Source organism: Microbulbifer aggregans (genome assembly GCF_020524005.1).
GTDB lineage: Bacteria > Pseudomonadota > Gammaproteobacteria > Pseudomonadales > Cellvibrionaceae > Microbulbifer > Microbulbifer aggregans_A.
On the sequence record NZ_JAIVKK010000002.1, the window covers coordinates 198,712 to 221,366 of the forward strand.

A 22,655-nucleotide genomic window follows, 5' to 3' on the forward strand; every position below is an offset into this window, starting at 1 on the left:
CGAGGACAAAGCGGTGATATCAATCCCTGGCAAACTCACCATCAGCGCGGATCACACTGCCCGGTTTACGCGCGTCCACAGAGGTAATATCAGGCATCCGCCAACGGAATACCTTCCGATCCTTTTTCAGAATGCCCCACAGTTGCCGGCCCCCGCCACTTCGATCCCAGGCAATACCCTGACCATTCAATTCCGGTACCTGTATCGTTGTGACCCACTCCAGCTCCGATCCGTACTGCGGTAATTGCAATACATAAATTTCCGGGTGGTCATGTCCGGTAACGTACAGATAACCATCTTCAGACCAGCTACCACCGGAATTACTCATCGGGCGCATACGTTGCAATATCTCGGCTGGCAAGGTCCAGGCCTCGAGGATATTGAATGCATCATCCATCTTCACAACCTGGGTGTTGCGTGTTTCTCCATAGGGTTTGTCCTGCCCCCGCTGTACTTTGTCGTAATTGCCGAAGGCGCCCCACCAATGCTGCTGATAGCGATCCAGCCAGGTGAAAGAGCCCAATGCAATACCTAAGCTATGGGAACCAATATGTTGCATGGTTTGTGTATCCCAGATTTCCACCGAGCTTGTCATCGGCCAACTGGGATAGTTCGAATGCGCGGCAAATAACTTGCCCTCCCATACCACCGCACTGTCGAGATGGATCAGTGTTTCACCTTCTGTAATCCCATCCCACTGCAACAGCGGCTTACCGCTGTTTTTTTCGTGCTTGGTAATCCGGAAATTATTCACTGCGTAAAATGCGTCCCGGTCCACTGCCACAGCCTGACGCGCGTCGAAAGTTTCAAATTCGGCTACTTTATCTGCCTGCAAGTACTCGGAAGACTCACACAGGATGGAGAACAGCCCGCAGCAGAACATCAAGCCGGCACCAACAAATTTATTCATACAGGTTACCCAGAAATAAAAAGGGCGTCGCACAAGCGAGGCCCGGAAATCAGACTCGAGTATCAGAATGCGTAGGTTGCGCCGAGATAGTAAGTCGCACCTACATATTCATATTCGGTGTTCCAGCGTTTGTTGCCGCCTTGGAACTCGGTCGTAGGTTCGTTATTGAGGTTGTTGATATCCAGGTACACGGACAGATTGTCGGTCGCCGTGTAGGAGGCCCGGAAATCCCAGCGGCCGAATTCACCCTGGTCGATATCATCAGACTTGTCTTCCAGACTGTTAATATCCGTCAGGAAGGACGCGTTGTAGTTATAGGTAAACCCGGTATAGAAACCGTAGTTTTCATAAAACAGCGTGAAGCTCTGAATTTCTTCCGGTTGCCCTTCCAGCTTACGGGTAACACCTAGGTTACTGTCAAAGAAGGTGGCATCAATGGCGGTATAAGAATAGCTGGCCCCGAGGCCGTCGAAAGGCTGTGGCAGGTTCGAGAATTGGTGCTGCAGGTTCAGCTCATAACCCCGCACTTCAGCGCTGTCGGAGTTAATCGTAGTGCGTACCGTCAGTGCATCAACGCCGTAGTTAGTGCCCAGGTACTCACCACCCGCGATTACCTTCTCGTCGCTGACGATGATGTTATCAATATCTTTGCCGAACCAGGCCAGTGAAACCACACTAGCATCCGAAGGATACCACTCCAGCGAAACATCGTAATTGTCCGCTTCGTAGGGCTTGAGATCCGGATTGCCAATCGCGAGAATTGCATCGCCCTCCTCGTCGATTGAGAAAGTAGACGTCGCACTGAGGTCTGAATAGTTCGGGCGGCCCAGGCTGGCAGTGTAGGACGCTCGCGCAATCAGGTCGTCACGTAACAGGTATTTGGCGATAAGGGACGGGAGCACAACACTGCTGTTCCCTGTCACGCTCAATTTTTCATAATCACCATCAGCATTCAACTGATTGGCCTGGGAGCGGACATCGGTCTGCTCGTAGCGCAGCCCCGCAATCAGGTCCAGGCGGTCAAAGCTAAAGGTGTTCATGGCGTAGACCGCAGCGGTAGATTCTTCCACTACCCGGTCGCTGCCCAGCAGGCTGGCCAAATCGTCAGCCGGCGAAAACATTTCCGGATTGCTGGAAAACAAGCCGTTCATCGCCGCCAGGTCAAACCACAGGTTATCCCGCTTCTGTCCATCCACGTCATTATTGAAACTGCCATCGGTGACGTCATAGACAGAAAGGTTTTCGCGCACTACATCGTAACTGCGATTATTGAAGTCGAACGTTTTTTCGTTGGCCGTATATTTAATACCCATTTTCAATGTGGAGTCAGTACCCGCGATGTTGTAGACGTGCTCTGCATCCAGCTTGAACGAGTGAATATCCTGCTTCGCACGGTCATTCTGGTAGTCAACGGAATGGAAACGCAGATTCTCTGCCAGGTTGTGTTGCAGGCCACCGGCGGTGAGTTCCATGATGCCGTCACCATTGATGGTGAATACATCCGAACCGAGCGACTGGGCGGAATCCTGACGGAATCCCCAGTCGGAATTTGTCTCGAGAATCTCGCTGCGGCTGATATTAAAGCCGTAGTCAAAACGCCAGGCATCCAGCTCGGTATTGGCGATGAGACTGAAGTTGGCCAGCTCTTTTTGAATATCTTCCCGGCGCAGGTCGGCACGGATATACGTTGCGTCTTCAGCCATGGTGACTTCATCGCCATCCACGGATTCAATCAAATCTGCGGACGGCTCCACCCCCTGCCGGAAACGGTTTCGATGCTGGAATTCATCGAATTCACTATAAAATCCCTGAGCGAGTACACTCGTGCTGTCATTCAACAGGTACTCGAGGCCACCGACCATGGTCACGCGGTCGCGACCAACAACGTAATAGTTGTTTTTGGTCTGTTCCGGATAGGCCAGCCCTGCAACCTGGAACCAGTCATCCTGATAAATTCCCTGCGCAAGATATTGACGGCTGGTGGAGGAAACGCCCAGGTTCCAGCCCAGCTGTTCGGAAATCTTACCGGATACAGCCAGATCGAAATTCTGTGGATTCTCATTGTCATAATACGGGCTGGATTGATCGGCCTCTTCCAATCCCATACGGACATTGGCCGTTCCCTCAAAGTCCTCGCCGGCCAGAGGACGCTTGGTAACGATGTTGACCGCACCGCCGATACCCTCGCCGTCCATATCTGCGGTCTTGGCCTTGTATACCTCTACCTGCTGTAACAGCTCACCACCGAGCACATCCAGCGGCATGGAGCGGCCACTGCCATCTTTTTCCGGAGACCCGGTAACGAAGCCATTAACATTCACCCGGTTCCAGTCCGGTTTAATACCGCGAATTGCGGCAAACCGACCTTCACCTTTCTCGATCAGAATGGAAACGCCCGGCAGTCGATTGAGTGATTCCGCTGCATTCTTGTCCGGCAGACGTCCGAGGTCATCGGTGGCCAGAGAGTCCATGATCACCGGTGCATTCTTTTTGACATCCAGTGCCCGGGTACGGGCGAGACGCTGGCCAGTGACCGAAACCTCTTCCAGTTGAGTATCCGTATTCTGAGCCAGAGCCGGTTGTGTTGCCGCTGAGATGGCCAGTGCCAGTGATGAAAGCGCGAAGAGTGAACGCGAGGCTGCCATGTTTCCCCCAAACTATTAGTATCTGTTTCGTTTTTCGCATTGCGCGGCTATCGCCGAATGCGGGGCCGATACTAAAAATGTGGGGTTACAAACAGACGTCGCTTTAGTGAAGCTCGGGTTGCTAAAGTATGACAGCGGTTAAAAACTCAACCCATCGGGGAATGTCAGGCCGTATTCGTGGGCAAGCGCGCGCAGGTCTTCTTCAACAGAGGGATATAGCTGCACACCACCCGCAAGCTGGGTCCTGCGCAATTCCCAGGCACGTTTTCCCGGAACTCGCACTGCATCGCCGTCGTCCCCCTCAGCGGATTCCCACAACTGGAGCAACGCGGAGGTCTGCCTCAAGAAGTCATTTTTTGAACCGAAAGCATTCGGGTCGATTATCTGTAGAAAGACCGAATTGGCCTCATCGTCGGAAGCCACGTCGTCGGCACGTCCATAGCCCCCCAGGGACATTGACAACACTTCCAGCATGGCGGATAACGCAGCCCCTTTGTATCCATGGTCTGCGCCTCCCACCGGCAGAATACTGCCGCCGTCAGCAAACGCTGCGGGATCATCCGAAAGTTTGCCTGCGCGATCTTTCAGGTACTTGTGCGGTAATTTCCTTCCCTCGCGCCTGGCCCGTGAAACATAGCCACCGGCAGTGGCAGACATGCTGATATCAAACAGCAGGGGGTATTCCCCGGCCGGTGCGCAAAACGCAATTGGGTTTGCCGAAAACAGCGCGGTTTTGCTGCCCTGAGGCGCGACCGTGTTTTCAGCGGGTGTAGAGCACGTCAGGATGCCGACGCAGTTGTGTTCCACAATTTTTGGCAGATAGGCCGCGAGACAGGCGATATGCTGGCTGCGGCGGATCGTGGCGCTGACAACACCATATTCCGCAACCCGCGACAGAGCCTCATCAATTGCTCTGGTCACAACCCAGGGGCCAGGTAGAAAATCCGCATCCCAGTTAAAGCAATTGCCTCGATCCGACAACACATTTGGCTCGCCGTTTTTTTTCGAGGCGCCGCTCTCCAGCCAGTGCAAGTTGCTGGCTACCCGGTTAAGGCCATGAGTGGTAAACCCCATCAGGTCCGCCTGCAGGAATACATCAGCCATTACCTCCCCCCGAGACGGGTCGATGCCGCTGGTAGCAAACAGCGCACTGGCAAGTTGTTTCAATGCCTGTGCGTCGTAGCGAGTTGCCATGATGATCTCCTTGTAGACAGTACTGCGGTGAAAAGGGGGAATTCGGAATCAGCGGTCTACGACCTTTCCACGCATGGATTTGATTTGGGAACGCCGTGACTTGCCTTGTAAGCGCCGCTCTTTTGAACCTTTCGTGGGTTTGGTCGGCACGCGCTTTTTGGGTGTTCTGAGGACGCCGGTAATCAGGTCCCGCAGGCGCTCCAGCGCATCTGCTCGGTTTTTTTCCTGGGTGCGAAACCGCTGCGCCTTGATCACAACCACACCGTCAGAGTTAATACGCTGGTCGCGCAAGGCTAGCACACGCTGCTTGACCTCCTCAGGTAGGCTGGAGGCGTTTACATCAAAGCGCAGGTGGATCGCTGAAGATACCTTGTTAACATTCTGGCCGCCGGCACCCTGCGCGCGCACGGCACTGAGCTCGAATTCATCATCAGCCAGCGCGATCTGGTTAGAAATAATCAACATGAAGAGTTCTCTCGATATTCACTGAAAGACTAACGCTTTTGATCAGCTATGCTCAAATAGATCGGTGAATTTCCCGCCCACAGTAGCCGATGTTACCGGCTCACAGCTGTTAAAGGCCCTGACAATGCAACAACCCCTGACCACGACCAAGGCGCACTTCAACCCCCCGGTGTTCTATACCGCAACCGGGTTTCTCGTCTTGCTGGTCGCCTATTCCGCTTTTTTTGCCGAAGACGCGACCGCCCGATTCCAGGGACTGCAGGCATTCATCGTTCAAAACCTCAGCTGGTATTACGTGCTGGTGGTGGCACTGATACTGATGATGGTCATCTTCATTGCCATTTCCCGCTTCGGTGACATCAAACTGGGGCCCGAGCACTCCAAGCCGGATTACAGCTACGGAACCTGGTTTGCGATGCTGTTTTCCGCCGGCATGGGCATCGGTCTCCTGTTTTTCGGCGTCGCCGAGCCGGTAATGCACTACCTCAATCCACCGGACGGTGAAACCGGTACGGTAGCCGCGGCGCGCGATGCCATGGTACTGACCTTTTTCCACTGGGGTTTTCACGCCTGGGCCGTGTATGCCATTGTCGCGCTGATCCTGGCGTATTTCAGTTACCGCCACAAACTGCCGTTAACGTTGCGCTCCGCGCTGTATCCGGTTATCGGCGATCGGATTTATGGGCCCATTGGCCACGCCGTCGACGTGTTCGCGATAGTCGGTACGGTCTGCGGTGTCGCAACAACTCTGGGCTATGGTGTTTTGCAGATCAACTCTGGCCTAAACCACTTGTTCGGCCTGCCAGTCAGCCCCGGCGTGCAGGTGGGATTGATCGTCATTACCACAATTTTTGCCACCATCTCTGTGGTTGCCGGCCTCGACACCGGCATCAAGCGGCTCTCACAACTGAATATGGGCCTTGCCCTCACCCTGCTGTTGATGGTGTGCATATTGGGGAGTACGGTCTATCTCCTGCAAGCTTTCGTACAGAACTTCGGCAGCTATTTATCGGTCATTGTAAGCCGCACCTTCAATCTTTACGCCTATCAGCCTACGGACTGGCTTGGGGGGTGGACAATCCTCTATTGGGGCTGGTGGATGTCCTGGTCGCCCTTTGTCGGATTGTTTATTGCCCGCATTTCCCGCGGCCGCACCATTCGTGAGTTCGTGATTGGCGCCATGGTCGTACCGGCCACGGTCACCCTGTTATGGATGACCGTGTTCGGCAACTCAGCCATTGATATGATCCTGAATCAGGGCCTGGACTCCCTGGGTAAAATTGTCAGTGAAGACCAATCACTCGCCCTGTTTCAATTTCTCGAGCAGTTCCCGTTCTCGGGCGTATTTTCTCTGGTCGCCGTGATTATGGTGATTGTATTTTTTGTCACCTCGGCAGATTCGGGAGCCATGGTGGTCAACATGCTCTCCTCTCATGGCCGCGACGACACCCCGCTGTGGCAGCGGGTGTTCTGGTCCGGGCTTATCGGCGCGGTCGCTATTGCGCTGCTGCTCGCCGGTGGCCTCAGCTCGCTGCAAACTGCAGCCATCGCCAGTGCGCTGCCTTTTTCCGTCATTTTACTCGCGGCCATTTACGGCCTGCTGACCGCCCTGCGCACCGAGAGTGCCAAGCGCGATGCCCAGGCAGCTCCGGTCGCACCAGTAACCGCACGCAATCCCGTGCCCTGGCAGCGGCGCTTGAGAAACCTGGTGCGTTTACCCGGCCTGGACGAAGTTAAAGAGTATATTTTCGAGGTAGGCGAACCGGCACTGAAAGAGTTTGCCAGCGAAATGGAAAAAAATGGCTTCTCCGCACGGGTGTCGCATGGTGAAAAGAATTACGTCTACCTGGAAGTCTTCCACGGTGAAGAAATCGATTTCACCTATGGAATCCATCCCAAAGCGCACCTGAAGCCGGATGCGGCCCCCAGAGATGAAGACCTGGACGATACCGTGGACGAGGGCGATCCGGAGAAGTACTTCCGTGCGGAGGTGTACCTGACCGAAGGCGGCCAGGACTATGACGTTATGGGCTGGACCAAAGACCAGCTACTGAGCGACATACTCTCCCAATACGAACGGCATATGCAGTTCCTGCACACAGTGCGCTGACTGACGTATGATCCCCTGGAGCCATTCAGGGGATCGCCATGTATTTTTTGACCACAGAACGCCTGCAACTGCGCAAACTGACCGGCAGTGACGAGGATGCGCAGTTTACCCTCGCGCTGCTCAATGACCCGGACTTTCACCGGTTTATCGGCGATCGCGGTGTGCGCACAATTGAGGACGCCCGCGGCTATATTGAGAGCGGCCCTCTGAGCATGTACCGCCAGCACGGTTTCGGTATGTACTGTGTGGAACGGAAAGACGGCACCCCCATCGGCCAGTGCGGACTGGTTTGCCGCGATGGCCTGGACGATATTGATATCGGCTTTGCGTTCCTCCCCGAATACCGTGGCAATGGTTACGCCAGGGAGGCGGCAGAAGCCGTTATGGACTGGGGAAAGCAGGCACTCGGTCTATCGCGGATAGTCGCTATCGCCAACCCGGAGAACGCGGCATCCATTCGCCTGCTGGAGAAGCTCGGTCTGGAGGCTGAGGGTCATGTCAGCCTGCCGGGAAGCAATGAGCAGCTCCTCTTGCTCGGCTGGCAACACTCCGCCTGCTAACAAACTGTCCGTTCAATCCACCGCCCGAAGCTCTCCACGGCACGAAACGAAAAATGGCGAGCCCGGTTCGCCGGGTCTCGCCAAAGACTGAGTGGGATTGTACCGGCCGCAAGTGCAATCACTTGCGGCCTCAAGAAAGGTCAGATCAGTGCGCGCTGGCCTCACCCGCCCCTTTCGGGAAGCGAATATTGGCCACCAGCTGCTGTACGTCCTTCGGTGCATCGGCGGTGTAGCGGGCAACCACGATGGCCACGACAAAGTTCAGCACCATACCCAGGGTACCAATACCCTCAGGGGAGATACCGAACAGCCAGTTCTCTGGAACATTGGCCGCGGGGTTGATGAACTTGAAGTAGATGATGTACAGCGCGGTGAAACTGATACCGGAGATCATGCCGGCAATAGCGCCTTCCTTGTTCATCCGCTTGCTGAAAATACCCAGGATGATAGCGGGGAAGAACGACGAGGCCGCAAGCCCGAAGGCAAACGCCACCACCTGTGCCACAAAGCCCGGTGGATTGATACCGAGGTAGCCGGCAATACAGATGGCTACCGCTGACGCAATCCGCGCGTAACGCAACTCCTGCTTATCCGTAATATTCGGCATCAGGTTCCGCTTTAACAGGTCGTGGGAAATCGATGTCGAGATCACCAGCAGCAGACCTGCAGAGGTGGACAGTGCCGCGGCAATACCACCGGCAGCCACCAGCGCGATTACCCATGCCGGGAGGTCGGCAATTTCCGGGTTGGCCAGCACCATGATGTCGCGGTCGATCTTCATCTCGTTGCGCTCGTCACCGGAGTAGAACATCTTGCCGTCGCCGTTCTTGTCTTCCCAGGAGATCAGGCCAGTGCTTTCCCAGTTGCTGATCCAGCTCGGTGCCTGCTCATAGGCAGTACCCTGGGCATCCGGACCGTTGATGGTGTCGATCATGTTCACCCGCGCAAACGTGGCGATCGCCGGTGCAGTTGTATACAGAAGCGCGATAAACAGCAGCGCCCAGCCCGCCGATTTACGTGCGTCGCGTACTTTGGGCACGGTGAAGAAGCGCACGATCACGTGCGGCAGACCAGCAGTACCCACCATCAGCGCAGCGGTAATGAAGAACACATCAATGGTACTTTTCGTTCCCGAGGTGTACTCGGCAAAGCCCAGTTCCGTTGATAGCCCGTCCAGCTTGTCGAGCAGGTAGGTTCCGGAACCATCCGACAGTTCAGCACCAAAGCCTATCTGCGGAATCACATGACCGGTCATCATGATGGAAATAAAGATTGCCGGAACCAGGTAAGCACAGATCAGCACGCAGTACTGAGCAACCTGGGTGTAGGTGATGCCTTTCATGCCGCCGAGTACGGCATAGAAGAACACGATCGCCATACCGATGATCACACCGCTGGTGATATCCACTTCCAGGAAGCGCGAGAAGACCACGCCTACACCGCGCATCTGTCCGGCCACATAGGTGAAGCAGACAAACACCGCACAGATCACAGCTACCGTGCGCGCGGTATTGGAGTAGTAACGGTCACCGATAAACGCCGGCACCGTGAACTTGCCAAATTTGCGCAGGTACGGTGCCAGACACAGCGCCAGCAGTACATAACCACCGGTCCAGCCCATCAGGTACACGGCACCGTCATACCCCATAAAGCTGATCAGGCCCGCCATGGAAATAAACGAGGCCGCCGACATCCAGTCCGCCGCCGTCGCCATGCCGTTGGCTACCGGGTTGACGCCACCACCGGCCACATAGAAGTCATGGGTTGAGCCGGCGCGGGCCCAGAGCGCGATACCGATGTACAGCGCAAAGGTCACGCCGACAATCAGAAAAGTAAGTGTTTGGATATCCATGGTCTGCTCCTATTGGCCGAACTCTTCTTCGAGTGCTTCTTCAAACTCTTCCGGTTCTTCGTGGTCCTCGTGCACGTTGTACTTGCGATCAAGCTGATTCATCTTGATCGCATAGATGACAATCAATGCCAGGAACACGTAGATGGAGCCCTGCTGGGCAAACCAGAAACCAAGCTTGAATCCGCCGAGGCGGATTGCATTCAGCTCTTCGACAAATAAGATGCCGCAACCGAAAGAAACCACGAACCAGACACACAACAGCGTAAGCATCATGCGCAGGTTTTCTTTCCAGTAGTCGTCGGCGTGTTGTTCACTTTCGAAACTCATCGCGAATCTCCACAGTTATTGTTATGGGTTTAGAAGACGTATTTCATTGAGAACTGCAACCGCTGCAGGTCACCACTGTCATCCGCCAGCAGCCCACTGCCATTCTCAATTTCTTTTTGTGCATAAATGTACTCGCCGCCGAGACTGAGTTTCGGTACCGGCGAATACATCAGGTTTACTTGCGCACTCTGGTAGGCGGTGGGTGTGGTGTCAGAGACAAAGCCCGGGTTGTCCGCACTGGTAGCCGACAGCACCAGGTTGCTGCGCCACTGGTCACTCCAGAAGTGGCGGAGGGCCACAAAACCACCGTGCTGGTCGATCAGCTCGATATCGCCATCGGCATCGATGATACCGGCGCGATAGCTGTTCAACCCCAAGTAGCGGCCAAGCGCGTTGCCATAGCTGTACATAAAGCGGATATCGTCGCGGCCAAGCTGCAACTTACCGGCAAGACTGATGGCATAACCGCGGCGGGAATCGTCCATGCCAGTACCGCTTTCATACGCCAGCTCACGGCTCATGGACGCAGCGGAATAGCTCAGGTCACCAATACTGTTGTTGTAACGCACCACAAAGTCCGGGGTCGCGTTATCGTCGTATGGGTTTTCGGTACCGTTGTAGAGCGTGCTTGCGGGGTTTTCCGCCGCAAACTGGATCTGTCCACTGCCGATTTTTTGTGAGTAACGCACCTGCGGCTGACGCTCGAAGATTGTGCCCACAGGGCCGACAAAGTCCAGGCCTTCCGGCAACGCACCCACGTTGAAGAAGGTGGACCAGCTCTGGCCCGCCAGCAGGCTGCGGTTTTCATCGATCTGCCAGTCTACATAGGCATGGCGCAGGCGCTGTGCGTAGGAGTTACTGATGCGCTCATCACCCTGGCCACCGGCCATGGCATCAATTTCCAGATGCGTGTTGATGGCTCCGGTACCAAACTCTGTATGGGACTTGATAAACAGCCGCGAAGCCTTGGCGTGAGAATGGTATTTGGTATCACCGCCCTCACCGCCAATCGGAATCGTGGACGGTACCAGGAAGTCCTCACCGATACTCGCGGTGGCCGAACTGCCGTCGGAATACTGACTGAAGGCGCTATCGACTTTAACAAAGCCGCCGATCTGGATTTCCGTTTCGCCGAAGGTTTTCTTTTCCGGTTCGGGGTTATTGATTTGCGCGGACTGGGCGAGGCGATCCACCTGTGCCTGCAATTCGGCAATGCGTTGCTGCAGTTCCGCAGCGCTTGCCGCTTCTCTATCTGCAGAAGAGTTTTCCTGTGCGGATACCGCCATCGGCAGTCCACCCATCATCGCTACCAGCATGATTGCACGGCTGAGGCCGCGCTTATTTATTGTTATGACCGACATAACGTGTTCCTTTGAAGGTTGGTTGTCGAGTACTGCTGGCAACGATAAAACTCCCTTCCGGTCCCGGTTGGTATTAACCATTGGTCTAAGTCGGGGGTGAACCTCGACTAATGTCTATGCGGCCAATGAGTTTTCTGCCACACACACCGCATTTCGACGTTTGTCTAATACGCCCCGGCTAAACGCCAGTGCCAGAATGCGCGCCTGTGAGAGAAAAACGAGCACCGAGGGCCTGTAAATGCATAACGAGACCGATTCCAAATCCTCCGTCTATCCGGTTCCCGCCGCCTACGCGCGCAAGACCCTGACCAACGAAGACCAGTATTTCGCGATGTATAACCGCTCCATTGCGGACAACGAGAACTTCTGGCGCGAGCAGGCCCAGCGCCTCGACTGGATCGAGCCGTTTACCCAAGTCAAGGATGTGTCTTTTGCCCGCGACGACCTGCATATCCGCTGGTTCGCCGATGGCAGTCTGAACGTGGCCGCCAACTGTCTCGATCGCCACCTGGACAAATACGGGGATACCACCGCGATCCTGTGGGTTGGCGATGAACCCGGTACCTCGCGCAACATCAGCTATCGCGAACTGCACCGCGATGTGTGCCGGTTTGCCAATGGCCTGAAAGAACTCGGCGTACAGAAAGGCGATGTGGTCACTATCTACATGCCGATGATCCCGGAAGCCGCGGTAGCCATGCTCGCCTGCGCGCGCATCGGCGCGGTGCACTCGGTGGTATTCGCCGGCTTCTCCCCCGAGGCTCTGGCCGGGCGCATGCAGGACGGCCAGTCGCGCACGGTCATTACCGCCAATGCCGGCCGCCGCGGCGGCAAAACAGTGCCGCTGAAACAGAATGTCGATAAAGCGGTGGCCCTGTGTGGCGAATCGGCGGTCGATCATGTGGTCGTGGTCAATTACACCGAAGACAAGGTGGCATGGAACCCGAAAATCGACCGCGACTACCGCGAGCTGGTTTCCGCCCAGGACAGTGACTGCCCCGCGGAAGCCATGAATGCCGAGGATCCGCTGTTTATCCTCTACACCTCCGGCTCCACCGGAAAACCCAAAGGTGTGCTGCACACCAGCGGTGGCTACCTGACTTATGCCTCCCTGACCCACGAATACGTGTTCGACTACCGCCGCGGCGAGCGCTACTGGTGTGCGGCCGATATCGGCTGGATCACCGGCCACAGCTATATCATCTACGGCCCGCTGGCGAATGGCGCCACCACCGTGATGTACGAGGGCGTCCCCAACTACCCGGACGTGACCCGCGTGGCCCAGATCATCGATGACCATGACATCAACATTCTCTACATCGCGCCCACCGCCATCCGCGCCCTGATGGCGGAAGGGGACAAACCCGTCGCCGGTGCCAGCCTGGCGAGCCTGCGTCTGCTGGGCACCGTGGGTGAACCCATCAACCCCGAAGCCTGGAAGTGGTACCACCGGACCTTTGGCCGTGGACAGTGCCCGATCGTGGATACCTGGTGGCAGACCGAAACCGGCGCCGCCATGCTCACTCCGCTACCCGGCGCCACGGCCCTCAAGCCCGGCTCCGCCACCCGCCCGTTCTTCGGTGTACAGCCGGCTCTGGTGGACAATGAAGGTAACTTCCTCGACGGCGCCGCGGAGGGCAACCTGGTACTGATCGGCAGCTGGCCGGGGCAGATGCGCACCGTTTTCGGCGATCACCAGCGCTTTATCGACACCTATTTCAGTACCTTCGACAACCTGTATTTCACCGGTGACGGTGCGCGGCGCGACGAAGACGGTTACTACTGGATCACCGGACGCGTGGACGATGTACTGAACGTATCCGGGCACCGCATGGGCACCGCTGAGCTGGAAAGTGCACTGGTAGCGCACGAAGCGGTAGCCGAGGCCGCTGTGGTGGGTTATCCCCATGACATCAAGGGCCAGGGCATCTACATCTATGTGACCCTGAACAGCGACCAGGAGCCCAGCGAGGACATGCGTAAAGCCCTGTGCAACTGGCTGCGTGCTGAAATTGGCCCCATCGCCACTCCGGACGTTATCCAGTGGGCCCCGGGCCTGCCGAAAACCCGCTCGGGTAAAATCATGCGCCGTATCCTGCGTAAGATTGCCGCCGATGAATGCGACCAACTCGGTGATATTTCGACCCTCGCGGACCCGGCCGTTGTGGACAACCTGATCGACAACCGCGCTGCCGCAACCGTGGCATAACCAAGCGAAGTTCCCCGCACGGCGCCAGATGGGCCGTCGCGGGGTAACATCGACCACTCCTACTCGAAAGACTTTCTTTGAAGGCCAGCCTTAAACGCAGTAAAGTCATCCCCGCCTGCGTGTAAAAGGTGTATAAAAATTAATAATAAGAATCGCGGGCAATTTCCATGTACATTGGGAAAACCGCCCTCGCCTGGAAGGGATGAATAGCGATGAAAAATCACAACGACCCCACGCAAGGGGCACACCAGTTCATTATTGCGGACGACCATCCGCTGTTTCGCGGCGCCCTGCGACAATCCATCGCGCAGACGTTTCCCGATGCGGAAATTTTTGAAGCGAGCGACCTGCAAAGCCTGCAGGACTGTGTTGCCGCACATCCCGACTGCGACCTGTTGCTGCTGGACCTGCACATGCCCGGCGCCCACGGCTTCAGCGGTTTGATCTTCCTTGCCGGCCAGTACCCGCAATTGCCGGTGATGGTGGTATCCGCCAATGAAAAGCCGGAAGTCATGTGTCGCGCTATCGACTATGGCGCCTGCGGCTTCCTGCCAAAATCCGCCCCAGTCGATCAGATGGGCGAAGCTCTACGCCAGGTGTTAAGCGGAGAAATCTGGCTGCCACAGGAAATTGCCGAGCGCTACAACGCCGGCGACACCGGTGACAGTGAAAGCGGCGTGGCCGACGTGATCGCCACCCTCACACCACAGCAGTTCCGGGTCGCCACCATGCTGGCAGAAGGCTTGCTCAACAAACAGATTGCCTACGAGATGCAGGTGACAGAAGCCACAGTGAAAGCCCACCTGACCGCCCTGTTCCGCAAGCTCGAGGTAAACTCCCGTACCCAGGCGGTACTGGCACTCAGCAGCCTGGATGTGGAACAACCCGGACAATTCACGCCGCCACAAAAGCCGATGAATAAATCGAAACAGCTCAACTGAATTCCAGATCAAGTTATCCACACACAAAAAAAGGCGGGTAACCGCCTTTTTTTGTATGTGGATAAAATGCCGAAAAATTACTTTTCTGCAAGGTCCGCCAACGCCGCTTTCACCTTGTCGCAGTAAGCCGGATCCGCCTTGTAAAACTGCTCCAGCATCCGCGCCTGAATGGAGACATCCGCCTGCGACAGGCCGCCCGCAATGTTGTCCACCAGCTGCTGTTGCCGGTCCTCATTCATCAAGCGGAACAGCGCACCGGCCTGGGAGTAATAGTCTTCTCCCTCCTGGCTATAGGGTTTGACCCACGCATCCTGTTCCAGGGGCATCGGCGGCTCTGTCACTTCCGGCACCGGCGCGGGCGCGCCCTGGTTGATGCGGTCGTTGGGGTAGAAATTCACTTCGCGCCCCTGGTTCGGCACTCTGCCGGTTACCGGACACATGCCGGCAAATGCGCCATCGCGCTGATAGTGGTTTACCGGACACCTGGGTGCATTCACCGGGATATTGTTGACGTTGGCACCGACGCGATAGCGGTGCGCATCCTGATAGGCGAACAGGCGCGCCTGCAGCATTTTATCCGGCGAAGCACCAATACCCGGCACCAGATTGCTGGGCGCAAAGGCGGCCTGCTCGGTTTCCGCAAAATAGTTTTCCACATTGCGGCTCAGCTCCAGCACACCGATTTCCTGCAGCGGGACCTCGGCGTGCGGCCAGACCTTGGTGAGATCGAACGGGTTTACCGATAGCTCTTTGGCCTGCGACTCGCTCAATACCTGCAGCTTCACCAGCCACTTTGGATAATCCCCACAGTCGATCGATTCCACCAGATCCTGCTGCGCACCATGCGCGGGATAATTGGCCGCTTCATCTGCGCGAACGGTCTTGACGCCCTGCTGGGATTTCAGGTGCCACTTCACCCAGAAGCGCTCACCGTCTTTATTCCAGAAACTCAGGGTGTGGGATCCAAACCCGTGCATATGACGGTAACTGAGCGGAATACCACGGTCCGACATCAGTATGGTCATCTGGTGCAGCGACTGCGGATGATTGGCCCAGAACTCGAACATGGCCGCAGGATCCGGCAGATTCGTACGCGGGTTTTTCTTCTGCGAGTGTACAAAGTCGGGGAATTTGGCCGGGTCGTTCAGGAAGAACACCGGGGTGTTATTCCCCACCAGGTCGAAATTGCCTTCATTGGTGTAGAACTTCACCGCAAAACCGCGCGGATCCCGCGCGTAGTCACTGGAATCCTGGCCACCGCCCACGGTGGAAAAGCGCACGAATACCGGTGTTTCAGTGCCGGCCGATTGCAGGAAATCAGCAATGGTCAGGTGGGAAAGATCCTTGTTGAGACGGAAGGTACCGTAAGCACCCGTACCGCGGGCGTGTACTACGCGCTCTGGAATCCGCTCGCGATTGAAGTGCGCGAGTTTTTCAAACAAGCGGAAGTTATCAAAGGTGAGTGATCCGCGCTCACCTGCAGAAATACTGTTGTTATCGTCGGCAATCGGGGCGCCGGCGGAAGTCGTCAACTTGGTTGCTGCCATATAGTTTACCTCTAGACGTTGCCGTCTTTTGAATTGGCTAACGCGAGGCATTCTTTAAGCGGTCAAAAAGTGACCATTGATCCAAGTCAAAACGACAACCCAACCGGATTCCGTCGGGCAAATTGAACAAAAAACAGCCGGTTATTTCGGTTTCTCAACCTTGCCAAAAACAATCCGATGTATGCAAAGCTGTATACAAATCTACATCGGCACCCGGCGCACCAGCCGCCGGATCATATTGCGCAGTGCCGCCGGTTTGACCGGTTTAGGCAGGTAGAGCCAGCCACGCGCCGCCGCGGCGTTACGCACTTCTTCCGAGATATCGGCACTGACCAATATCCCCGGCACAGTTTCACCCCAGTGCTCACACAGCCGGTCCAGCGCTTCGACCCCGGTGGCCTCCCGGTCCAGGTGATAATCCACAATCGCCAGTTGCGGCGGCTCCGATTCACCCCAGTTTTGCAGCGCCGCCTCCAGCGAAGTGGCAGTGACCACGCGGCATCCCCAGCCCTCCAACAGGCTCTGCATACCGCGCAGGATGGCGATTTCATTGTCGATACACAGCACGGATACAGCGGAAAGGTTACCGCCCCCCGGCACACTCTGCGCCTGGGTCACCGCCTGGCTTTGCGCCCGCCCCAGCGGCACTGAAATACTGAACATGGACCCGCGCCCCGGCACCGAGGCCAGGCGAATCTGGTGACCGAGCAGATCCGCACTGCGCTTGGCAATCGCCAGTCCCAGCCCCAGTCCCTTGTCGGCACTGCGCTCGCTGCCACCGAGGCGCACGAACTCGTCGAAAATCTGCGCCTGTACATCGCCCGCGATACCAGGGCCGGTATCCCACACCTGAATCTCCAGAACCTTGCGCCCCGTATCCACATCCGCCGCACGGTGGCGCGCACCCAGCAGGACTCGGCCGCGCGCGGTGTAGTGCAGCGCATTGCTGAGGAAATTTTGCAGGATGCGGCGCAACAGGTGCCGGTCACTGAACACCCACGCATCGGTAGCGACATAATCGAGCCGCAAGTCGCGCTCACTGGCGATGACGGAGAACTCCGCATTGAGTCCGTCCAGCAGCTGGCGCAGCGGGAAATGTTCCCGCTTGGGAGTCAGGTTACCCGCATCCAGACGGCTGATTTCACGCAGCGCACCAATCAATTGCTCCGCCGAGGTCAGCGCACTGTCGATATAATGAATGTCGTCGCCCATTTCCCGCCAGCTGCCCCGTGCCGCTTTCTGCTGCAGCGAGGCAATAAACAGGCGTGCGGCGTTAATCGGCTGCAACAGGTCGTGACTGGTATGGGCCAGGAAGCGGGTTTTGGCGCCATGCAGTTCACGGATTTTCGCCTCCACTTCCCCACGCCGGCGGTTCTCTTCCTGCAGCGCCCGGTTGCTTTCCAGCAATTCCGCCGTGCGCTGCTCTACCCGGTCTTCCAGGGTGCGGCGGTTATCTTCCAGAGCGTCCACAGCGGCACGGTATTCGCTGATATCGGTAAATGTGGTCACGAAGCCGCCACCGGGCATCGGGGTCCCGCGCACTTCCACGATGGCCCGACTGGGCAGGCGGCGCTCGAAGCGGTGCGCACTGCCGTGGCGCAGCAGATCCAGGCGTTTCTGCACCTGCGCCTCCAGCTCGTCGGGGTCATCGATTGGACCGTAGAGCCCGCGCTCGGCATTGTGGCGGTAGAGGTTTGCCACCGGGCAGCCGATATACAGCAGGCGCTCCGGGTAATTGAATAGTTCAAGATAGTGCTGGTTCCAGGCCACCAAACGCAGGTCAGCATCCACTACGCTGATGCCCTGGCTAATGGTCTCTACCGTGGTCTGCAACAGCTCCTGGCTGAAACGCAGGCGCTGTGACGTGCTGTCCACCAGCCGCGCGATGTCTTCCAGCTGCAGCGGGCGATTGCTGTGCAACAGTTCCATCACCTGATGCGCCGCCGCCGAACCGACAATACCCGCCAGCGTGCGCTCGGCTTCGGCCACCACAAAGCGCGGCGCGGTATCGTCCGGCAACAGGCGCTGCTGGCTGCGCTGCTCGAAACTGTTCCAGATCTCGTCCAGCCGGTGGGAGCCCACAAACGGTTGCAGCAGGCTGCGCACCTGCCCCATGTGAATGGCCGTTGGTACCAGATCTGCCGCGGCTTCAGTGCCGGTTTCGGGATCCATAAACAGCTCGGCCTGATGGCGGTCACTGCTCTGCTGACGCGACAACAGCGATACGGAAACAAATAGCCCCAGGTTGCACAGCAGACTCCAGAAAACCCCGTGGCTGAGGGAATCCAGCCCGGTAATCCCGAACAGCTGCTGCGGTCGCAGCCAGTCGATACCAAAGGCACCAAAGGCGGTAATCGGATGCTGCGGGAAGATGGCTGGCAGCACCAGGCAATACCCCCAAAGACCATATCCCGCAATCAGCCCTGCCCAGACACCGCGTCGGTGTGCGCGACGCCAGTACAGCGCCCCCACGATTGCCGGCGCCAGCTGCGCCGCGGCGGCAAACGACAACAGGCCAATGGAGGCCAGAGCCTCCATCCCGGTAATCGCCCGGTGCACGCCCCAGCTCATCAACATCAGTAACAGAATGCTGACACGGCGGATCAGGCGTAAATGGTTGCCAAGGGAAATGGCAGACAAGCGCGTGTAGCGGGAGAGATAGAGCCAGATCGGCGCCACCAGTTCGTTCGACACCATCACCGCGAGGGTCACCGCCGCCACGATCACCATACCCGTGGCGGCGGAAAACCCGCCAATATAGGCCAACAGGGTCAACACATTGTTGCCGCTGCTCAGCGGCAGGGTCAGCACCAGGCTGTCCGGATCACTCAGCCCCATCGCTGCGAGTGGCTGCCCCGCGAGGGCAATGGGAAGAATCAGTACGGAAAACAGAATCAGGTAGCTGGGCAACAGCCAACGCGCAGTGTGCAAATCGCGCTCATCCTGGTACTCCACCACCGCCATGTGAAACTGGCGCGGCAGGCAGATGATCGCCGCCATCGCCAACAGGGTCTGGGTAACAAAGTTGATGTCCGGGGTCAGGGATTGCCAGTGCCAGTACTCCGTCGACAGACCGCTGCTATCGGTGGCCAACAACCACAACGCCAGCGCGGCCACCGCGCCAAACGCAAACAGCTTGACCAGTGACTCCAGTGCGATGGCTGCCACCACCCCGCGATTGCGCTCGCGCCCTTCCAGATGGCGGGTACCGAACAGAATTGCGAAAAGCCCCATCAGCAATGCCGTGGCCAAAGCCGTATCCAGGTTCAGAAAGGTCTCGCTGACCGACTCGTTGCCGATGGCCTCCCAGCCCATGGTGACAGCCCGCAACTGCAGGGCGATATAGGGCAGGCTGCCCACGATCGCGAGCAACGTCACCAATGCCGACAGTCCCCGGCTCTTGCCATAGCGGGAGCCGATAAAGTCCGCCACCGAAGTGACTTTCTGTCGCTCGCCCGCCAGCATCAGTTTACGCAGGAATCCGGCGCCAAACAGGAACAGCAGAATCGGACCCAGGTAAATGGGCAGGTAGCTCCAGGTATCACTGATCGACTGCCCCACCGCGCCGAAGAAGGTCCATGAACTGCAGTAAACCGCCAGCGTAAGCCCATAGATCAGCGGTCGAAATCGCAGCAACCACTGCTTGCGCTGGTCAGCACGCCAGGCCACCAGAAACAGCACCGCGACATAGAGGAGGGCGAAAAACAGCAGTAACGGCTTACCGATCATGAACAGAAACCTGTTTTTGGTCTCGCGAGCGCGAAATTCATTTGCACAAATTGGCCACTAGTTAACCGGTCCCGCGCCGGGAATGCAATTAGCGAAACGTCGCGGCTTGCCCGCCCCTTGCCCTGTTCCTGCCCCCAACAAGGAGAAGAGTCTGCCGCCAGCGGTTTGACAGCGGGAAGCCGTGAACTAGGCTCATCGGTGGGGTTCCATCCTTCCACACCAAACAACGAGAAACGCGTCATGATCATCGCAACCGACATGCCTGAAGTCAGCCGCTGTGCCGCTACCGAGTGCACCTACAATACCGATTCCTCCTGCCACGCCCGCGCCATCACCATCGGCCACGGCACTGACCCGGATTGCGACACCTACTTCAGCAACAGCCTGCATACCAAGCGCGAGCGCATCGCCGGTGTCGGCGCCTGCAAAATCTCGGACTGTACCCACAACGAGGACTTCGAGTGCGCGGCGGAAAAGATCGAACTCGGCTACAGCGGTGATACCGTTAACTGCCTGACCTACGCGCACTAAACCAGCCCGCTCCCCCCTTTTTCCAAGGTCGGCCGCCCCCATGCGGCTGGCCCACAGCTGCCCTTTGCCGCACAATCGCTCGAATACAAACCCGAGCAACCCGGTTCCAGCGTCGATGACCACCGCCGAAACGAGCAGCCTGTTTATCCTCAAGTACCACGACCTGCCTCTGGATGGCTTCAGCGGGGAGGCGCGGCTGCTGGCGTTTTCGCTGGAACACTACGACGACGGGCTATTCGCACACTTCGGTATAACCTTTCCTCCGCCGCTGGCCAGGGCCGTGCACAAACGCCGCGCAGAGTTTCTCGCCGGCCGCCGCTGTGCCCAACAGTTGTTGCTATCACGGGGAATCCCCAGTGCTGCCTGCAGCCATATCGCCAGCGGAGAAGACCGCTGCCCAATCTGGCCCCGGGGTATTAACGGAGCCATCAGCCACAGCGACGATCTGGCTATTTGCGCCGTGAGCGATTACCCCGTCGGTATCGACTACGAGCCCCTGATCAGCCCCGCCAGTGCGGAAAATGTACGCTCCCTGATCATGACACCCGGGGAAACCCGACAGGGCTCACCTGCCCCACTGACGGATAACCAGTGGCTTACCCTGGTGTTTTCCGCAAAGGAAAGCCTGTTCAAGGCCCTGTATCCGCAGGTGCGACACTACTTCGACTTCCAGGACGCAGAGGTCCGCGTACAACACATCAGCGATGACAGTGGCAGACTGGAACTGGCACTACTGAATGACATAGGCGCGGGCTTTGGTCCACCGCAGAGCTTCACGGCGCGCTACCGACTACTGGATAAGGGCTACCTGACCTGGCTGGAGATCACGTAAAAGGGAGTACGGGAAAGGTAACGTAGGGAAAAGAAAAAAACGGGAAAGCAAGCGAAGCCCGGAGTACTGCCGGCGGGGGAACCGCCGGCAGTGAAAAGATGGTTCCAGGGATGCGTCAGTGCGCTGCCGGACGGGAACCCTTGAGACCGTAGAATACGATGTACATGTAGCACACCACCGGCACCAGGAAAGAAATCTGCAGGCCTGCGGTATCCGCAACCACGCCCTGCAGCAACGGTACCAGCGCGCCACCAACAATCGCCAGACACAACACGCCGGACGCCTGCCCCGCCTGCTTGCCGAGGCCCTGCAGTGCCAGGCTGAAAATGGTCGGGAACATGATGGAGTTGCACAGGCCCACCAGCAGGATCGCCCACATGGCCAGGCTGCCAGCACCCATGATCGCCAGCAGTACCAACAGGATTGCCGCCGCCGCATTAAATGCCAGCACCAGCCCGGGGGTAACGCGGCTCATGACCACCGCGCCGATAAAGCGCCCGACCATCGCACCACCCCAGTAGTAAGCGATGTAATGTGCTGCCTTGGCTTCCTCCAGACCCGCTACAGTATCAAGGCCGAGGAAGTTGACCAGGAAGCTACCGATGGACACTTCCGCACCCACATAGACGAAGATACCGAGGGCACCCAATACCAGATGGCGGTGAGACCATACCGACTCGCCTTCAGCAGCGACAGTGTCATCGCCATGATCATCGATTTTTGGCAGTTTGAGCTGGCTGAATACCAGCGCCAGGAAGGCCAGTACACCGGCCAACATCAGGTAGGGAACCTTCACCGAGGCCGCTTCCGCCTCCGGGCTCAGCGCATCGGCACCGACGGTAGCCGCAGACAGGATCAGCACACCGCCAAACAAAGGCGCGATCGTGGTACCCAGGGAGTTAAATGCCTGGGTCATGGTCAGGCGGCTGGAGGCCGTCTCCGGCTTGCCCAACGCGGTCACATAGGGGTTCGCGGAAACCTGCAGCAGAGTGATGCCCGAAGCGAGCACGAACAGTGCCCCCAGGAATACCGGGTAGGAGTGGCTCTCTGCCGCCGGGTAGAACAGCGCACAGCCCAGCGCCGCGACCAGCAGACCACCGACGATGCCCTTCTGGAAACCAATCCGCTTCACCAGAGCACCGGCGGGCAATGACACCAGGAAGTAGGCGCCAAAGAAACAGAACTGGATCAGCATCGCCTGGGTATAGTTCAGGTCGAATACTTTTTTAAGATGTGGGATCAGGATGTCATTGAGACAGGTCAGGAAGCCCCACATAAAAAACAGCACGGTGAGTGCTGTCAGCGCAAACCTGAAATTGCCCTCTGCGCCGACCGTTCCGGTACCGGCTTTGACACCCTTCATAGAAACCTGGATTCCCGCCATAAGTCACCCTTTATGATAGTTATTCACGGCTATGCGGTTCGGACTATCGCACCTGGAT

Annotated in this window: 16 protein-coding genes; 6 read left to right on the forward strand and 10 right to left on the reverse strand. The window is 57.4% G+C overall.

Annotation, left to right across the window (positions count from 1 at the left end):
- Positions 1–19 precede the first annotated feature (19 nt).
- The 4 genes from LC093_RS04890 to arfB all read right to left on the reverse strand — a co-directional run bounded on the left by LC093_RS04890 (position 20) and on the right by arfB (position 5,214).
- Positions 20–910 (reverse strand): hypothetical protein, encoded by an 891-nt coding sequence (locus LC093_RS04890; protein WP_226662820.1) that lies wholly within the window; start codon positions 908–910, stop codon positions 20–22.
- 62 nt (positions 911–972) lie between these two features.
- Positions 973–3,555, reverse strand: a complete 2,583-nt coding sequence (locus tag LC093_RS04895) for a TonB-dependent receptor (RefSeq protein ID WP_226662822.1) — start codon at positions 3,553–3,555, stop codon at positions 973–975.
- 138 nt (positions 3,556–3,693) lie between these two features.
- Positions 3,694–4,749: an Ldh family oxidoreductase gene (locus tag LC093_RS04900; RefSeq protein ID WP_226662824.1), complete on the reverse strand. Its 1,056-nt coding sequence runs from the start codon at positions 4,747–4,749 to the stop codon at positions 3,694–3,696.
- Positions 4,750–4,797: 48 nt separating this feature from the next.
- Positions 4,798–5,214, reverse strand: a complete 417-nt coding sequence (gene arfB / locus LC093_RS04905; protein WP_226662826.1) for an alternative ribosome rescue aminoacyl-tRNA hydrolase ArfB — start codon at positions 5,212–5,214, stop codon at positions 4,798–4,800.
- Positions 5,215–5,338: 124 nt separating this feature from the next.
- On the opposite strand from arfB, the gene LC093_RS04910 reads away from it, so the two are divergent.
- Both LC093_RS04910 and LC093_RS04915 read left to right on the forward strand, forming a co-directional pair.
- Positions 5,339–7,324, forward strand: a complete 1,986-nt coding sequence (locus tag LC093_RS04910) for a BCCT family transporter (protein ID WP_226662828.1) — start codon at positions 5,339–5,341, stop codon at positions 7,322–7,324.
- A gap of 38 nt (positions 7,325–7,362) precedes the next feature.
- Entirely contained in the window at positions 7,363–7,884 is a 522-nt protein-coding gene (locus LC093_RS04915; RefSeq protein WP_226662830.1) for a GNAT family N-acetyltransferase, read from the forward strand.
- 145 nt (positions 7,885–8,029) lie between these two features.
- Here LC093_RS04915 and LC093_RS04920 read toward each other — a convergent pair whose 3' ends face one another.
- The 3 genes from LC093_RS04920 to LC093_RS04930 are packed head-to-tail and all read right to left on the reverse strand — an operon-like array spanning position 8,030 to position 11,424.
- A complete protein-coding gene (locus LC093_RS04920; protein WP_226662832.1) occupies positions 8,030–9,736 on the reverse strand; it encodes a sodium:solute symporter family protein in 1,707 nt (568 codons plus the stop codon).
- 9 nt (positions 9,737–9,745) lie between these two features.
- A complete protein-coding gene (locus LC093_RS04925; protein ID WP_226662833.1) occupies positions 9,746–10,063 on the reverse strand; it encodes a DUF4212 domain-containing protein in 318 nt (105 codons plus the stop codon).
- Positions 10,064–10,092: 29 nt separating this feature from the next.
- Positions 10,093–11,424, reverse strand: a complete 1,332-nt coding sequence (locus tag LC093_RS04930) for a DcaP family trimeric outer membrane transporter (RefSeq protein ID WP_226662835.1) — start codon at positions 11,422–11,424, stop codon at positions 10,093–10,095.
- Positions 11,425–11,662: 238 nt separating this feature from the next.
- Between LC093_RS04930 and acs the strand changes: the two genes are divergently transcribed.
- Positions 11,663–13,633, forward strand: a complete 1,971-nt coding sequence (gene acs, locus LC093_RS04935) for an acetate--CoA ligase (RefSeq protein ID WP_226662838.1) — start codon at positions 11,663–11,665, stop codon at positions 13,631–13,633.
- 212 nt (positions 13,634–13,845) lie between these two features.
- Complete coding sequence (locus LC093_RS04940; RefSeq protein WP_226662839.1) at positions 13,846–14,574, forward strand: response regulator transcription factor; 729 nt, start codon at positions 13,846–13,848, stop codon at positions 14,572–14,574.
- Positions 14,575–14,651: 77 nt separating this feature from the next.
- Here LC093_RS04940 and LC093_RS04945 read toward each other — a convergent pair whose 3' ends face one another.
- Positions 14,652–16,121, reverse strand: coding sequence for a catalase (locus LC093_RS04945; RefSeq protein WP_226662840.1), 1,470 nt, complete (start codon positions 16,119–16,121; stop codon positions 14,652–14,654).
- Between the two features lie 201 nt (positions 16,122–16,322).
- Positions 16,323–19,850: a PAS-domain containing protein gene (locus tag LC093_RS04950; protein ID WP_226662842.1), complete on the reverse strand. Its 3,528-nt coding sequence runs from the start codon at positions 19,848–19,850 to the stop codon at positions 16,323–16,325.
- Between the two features lie 240 nt (positions 19,851–20,090).
- On the opposite strand from LC093_RS04950, the gene LC093_RS04955 reads away from it, so the two are divergent.
- Together LC093_RS04955 and LC093_RS04960 are read left to right on the forward strand one after the other, a co-directional pair.
- On the forward strand, positions 20,091–20,381 hold the full coding sequence (locus LC093_RS04955) for a DUF1540 domain-containing protein (protein WP_226662845.1): 291 nt from the start codon (positions 20,091–20,093) through the stop codon (positions 20,379–20,381).
- A 115-nt stretch (positions 20,382–20,496) separates the two neighbouring features.
- Positions 20,497–21,213, forward strand: coding sequence for a 4'-phosphopantetheinyl transferase family protein (locus LC093_RS04960; RefSeq protein ID WP_226662846.1), 717 nt, complete (start codon positions 20,497–20,499; stop codon positions 21,211–21,213).
- A 115-nt stretch (positions 21,214–21,328) separates the two neighbouring features.
- Here LC093_RS04960 and LC093_RS04965 read toward each other — a convergent pair whose 3' ends face one another.
- Complete coding sequence (locus LC093_RS04965; RefSeq protein WP_226662848.1) at positions 21,329–22,576, reverse strand: sugar MFS transporter; 1,248 nt, start codon at positions 22,574–22,576, stop codon at positions 21,329–21,331.
- Between the last annotated feature and the right edge of the window lie 79 nt (positions 22,577–22,655).

Bases quoted from the DNA above. Each gene is read 5' to 3' on its own strand.
- LC093_RS04890 (WP_226662820.1), bottom strand. From the start codon at position 910: ATGAATAAATTTGTTGGTGCCGGCTTGATGTTCTGCTGCGGGCTGTTC.
- LC093_RS04950 (WP_226662842.1), bottom strand. From the start codon at position 19,850: ATGATCGGTAAGCCGTTACTGCTGTTTTTCGCCCTCCTCTATGTCGCG.
- LC093_RS04895 (WP_226662822.1), bottom strand. From the start codon at position 3,555: ATGGCAGCCTCGCGTTCACTCTTCGCGCTTTCATCACTGGCACTGGCC.
- LC093_RS04900 (WP_226662824.1), bottom strand. From the start codon at position 4,749: ATGGCAACTCGCTACGACGCACAGGCATTGAAACAACTTGCCAGTGCG.
- LC093_RS04945 (WP_226662840.1), bottom strand. From the start codon at position 16,121: ATGGCAGCAACCAAGTTGACGACTTCCGCCGGCGCCCCGATTGCCGAC.
- LC093_RS04920 (WP_226662832.1), bottom strand. From the start codon at position 9,736: ATGGATATCCAAACACTTACTTTTCTGATTGTCGGCGTGACCTTTGCG.
- LC093_RS04930 (WP_226662835.1), bottom strand. From the start codon at position 11,424: ATGTCGGTCATAACAATAAATAAGCGCGGCCTCAGCCGTGCAATCATG.
- LC093_RS04960 (WP_226662846.1), top strand. From the start codon at position 20,497: ATGACCACCGCCGAAACGAGCAGCCTGTTTATCCTCAAGTACCACGAC.
- LC093_RS04940 (WP_226662839.1), top strand. From the start codon at position 13,846: ATGAAAAATCACAACGACCCCACGCAAGGGGCACACCAGTTCATTATT.
- LC093_RS04915 (WP_226662830.1), top strand. From the start codon at position 7,363: ATGTATTTTTTGACCACAGAACGCCTGCAACTGCGCAAACTGACCGGC.
- LC093_RS04925 (WP_226662833.1), bottom strand. From the start codon at position 10,063: ATGAGTTTCGAAAGTGAACAACACGCCGACGACTACTGGAAAGAAAAC.
- acs (WP_226662838.1), top strand. From the start codon at position 11,663: ATGCATAACGAGACCGATTCCAAATCCTCCGTCTATCCGGTTCCCGCC.
- LC093_RS04910 (WP_226662828.1), top strand. From the start codon at position 5,339: ATGCAACAACCCCTGACCACGACCAAGGCGCACTTCAACCCCCCGGTG.
- LC093_RS04955 (WP_226662845.1), top strand. From the start codon at position 20,091: ATGATCATCGCAACCGACATGCCTGAAGTCAGCCGCTGTGCCGCTACC.
- arfB (WP_226662826.1), bottom strand. From the start codon at position 5,214: ATGTTGATTATTTCTAACCAGATCGCGCTGGCTGATGATGAATTCGAG.
- LC093_RS04965 (WP_226662848.1), bottom strand. From the start codon at position 22,576: ATGAAGGGTGTCAAAGCCGGTACCGGAACGGTCGGCGCAGAGGGCAAT.